Raw genomic sequence first — 1,874 nt, 5'->3', positions numbered from 1 at the left:
TCAGTAGTAATGTTAAAAATGTACTGAGCGGCTTCCAGTGCATCGATATCCACTTTGTTTATTCCTGTGGTTACCGTTTGCTGTTTTACAAGTCGTCCGTTAATATCATAAACATTTAACTGCATGTTATCACCGCCTGCTGCCATTGGTATTTTAATAAACACCTCGGTAGTAGCAGGGTTAGGATAAACTTCCAGTCCTTTAGTAAGGAAATCGTCAATACCAAGTGATTGCTGTACTACAATGATAACCTGAGCCTCACGGCAGTTATCCGGGTTATTATCCGGGTTTTCATTATCACAAATCTGGTAAATAACTACATATGTACCTTCGGTTGCTGTTACAGGTACGGTAATAATACCATCTGCATCTACCGTTACACCTGTAAGTCCGCCATCATCTGTAATAGAGATAGTGATATCATTATCATCTACAGGCTCATAGTTATAAAGGTCATTTAATGTAACATCTCCTGCTACACCACCTGTACCTGCATGGATTTCAACATCGCTAAAGTCATCAGCTTCGGCCCATAACCTGTTTCTGATTAATAGGGTTGCTGCCTGCGAAGAAGCACCACAACCTATCATCTCATTGATTACTACTCTGTACTGGTAGTTGTTAAGGCTTAGCGGAGCATGAACAACAGAAAGCATGTTAGTATTTACTCCAAGGTAAGTAGGGTTTACACCACCATCGGTAAGGTTGTACCATGTAGTACCGCCATCGTTACTTTCCTGCCACTGGTAGCTGTAAGCATTAGCCACATTTACAGTAAAGTGGGCATCGCCGTCAAACGGAGTAGAATCATCTACAGGCTGTGCGTTGAATGTCGCTGCAGGAAGTCCCTGTATAGTTACGTTTGCCGAGTTAGAACAACCATTGGCATCGGTTACAATTACACTGTAAGTACCTGCTGTAAGACCTGTAATGTTTGCTGTAGTAGCACCGTTACTCCAAAGGTAAGTATATGGCATAACACCACCTACAACAGTTACGTTTGCCTCACCATAAGCAGCACCTACACAGGTAGGGTTAGTTTGACCTGCTGTAATGAAAAGCGGAGATGGTTGAGAGATTGTACATCCCTTAACAATCTGGCAACCGTTAACATCAATAATAGTTACATTGTAACTTCCGGCTGTTAGACCTGTAATAGTTTGTGTTGTAAGTCCGTTACTCCACAGGTAAGTATATGGCGCTGTACCGCCATTGGCATTAGCTGTAGCTGTACCGTTACTACCTCCGTTACAAGATACATTGGTTTGAGCAATGAAACCTGTAAGCTGTAGTGGTTGGGTTATAATTACTGTTGCAGTAGCTGTACATCCGTTAGCATCGGTAATAGTTACCGTGTAAGCTCCCGGTGTAAGGTTTTCAATCATACTGGTAGTCTCACCATTACTCCACTCATATTCATATGCCTCAACACCACCGGCTACGATAGCTGTAGCTGTACCGTTTTCAGCATTAAAACAGGTAATGTTAGTACTGTCTATAGTTACGGTAAGCAGTTCCGGCTCATCTATTATAAATTCCTGAGTAATTGAACATCCGTTAGCATCCGTTACATCAACAGTATAAGTGCCTGCTGTAAGGTTAGAAATAGTAGCAGTATCACCACCGTTACTCCATTCATAAGTGTATGGTTCTACACCACCCTGCATTGTTATAGTAGCCTCACCGGTGTTATTACCGTTACACAGCACATCTACCTGAGATGCTGTACCTGTAAGCAGTTCTGGTTCGTCAATTATAAATTCCTGAGTAATTGAACATCCGTTAGCATCCGTTACATCAACAGTATAAGTACCCGCAACAAGACCCGTAATAGTACTTGTTATCTCACCATTACTCCATAAGTAAGTATAAGG

The 1,874-nt window shown here is 41.9% G+C and carries 1 protein-coding gene; it reads right to left on the bottom strand.

Translation table 11 applies throughout. From position 1 onward, the window contains the following. Window positions 1–1,874, bottom strand: a 1,874-nt coding sequence (locus tag GN157_RS17795; RefSeq protein ID WP_157484820.1) for a SprB repeat-containing protein, incomplete at both ends; no start/stop codon positions are given.

This window comes from Flavobacterium rakeshii (assembly GCF_009741375.1).
Classification (GTDB): domain Bacteria; phylum Bacteroidota; class Bacteroidia; order Flavobacteriales; family Flavobacteriaceae; genus Flavobacterium; species Flavobacterium rakeshii.
Note: the sequence above shows the minus strand (reverse complement) of the source record. Positions and strands in the feature narration are given on the sequence as shown.